This window comes from Bacillus sp. EKM501B (assembly GCF_011800505.1).
In the GTDB taxonomy this organism is placed as follows: domain Bacteria; phylum Bacillota; class Bacilli; order Bacillales; family Bacillaceae_G; genus Bacillus_A; species Bacillus_A cereus.
This window is the reverse complement of the sequence record NZ_JAALFZ010000062.1, coordinates 1-452: the sequence shown is the minus strand read 5'-3', so window position 1 is coordinate 452 and position 452 is coordinate 1. Positions and strand designations below refer to the sequence as shown.

The following is a 452-nucleotide window of genomic DNA, read 5'->3' as shown; positions in this document are numbered from 1 at the left end:
CTAAAAATAATAGATATAATGATTTTTGGACGGAAGATTACGAGAAATGGTATGCAAAAGTAAAAGGAACGACAGCTGATTTAAACAGATTTTATGAAAAGGTGATTAACTCCATTCGTGAAGTGGACAAAGAAACACCGGTTATTTTAGATTCAGGTTTATATGCTACTCCATGGGCCTTTAAATATTTAAAACCAGTAGAGGATAAAAAAACACTATACGCATTTCATATGTATGAACCATATGAATTAACGAGCCAAGGTGAAAAACAAAACAAGGAATATCAATATCCAGGATTAGTAAAAGTAGGGGATTTAGAGAAACCTGTAATGTGGAATAGACAGGGATTAGAGAAGTTTTTGAAGCCAATTCAACAATGGTCTAAGAAAAATCATGTACCATCTAATCGAATTATTGCAGAGGAGTTTGGAATTAACCGTACTGTTCCAGGT

The 452-nt window shown here is 33.4% G+C and carries 1 protein-coding gene; it reads left to right on the top strand.

Features of this window, described 5'->3' with window-relative positions; translation table 11 throughout:
• Positions 1-452: cellulase family glycosylhydrolase (locus tag HFD78_RS29080; RefSeq protein WP_191968151.1), on the top strand; the 452-nt coding region annotated here is incomplete at both ends.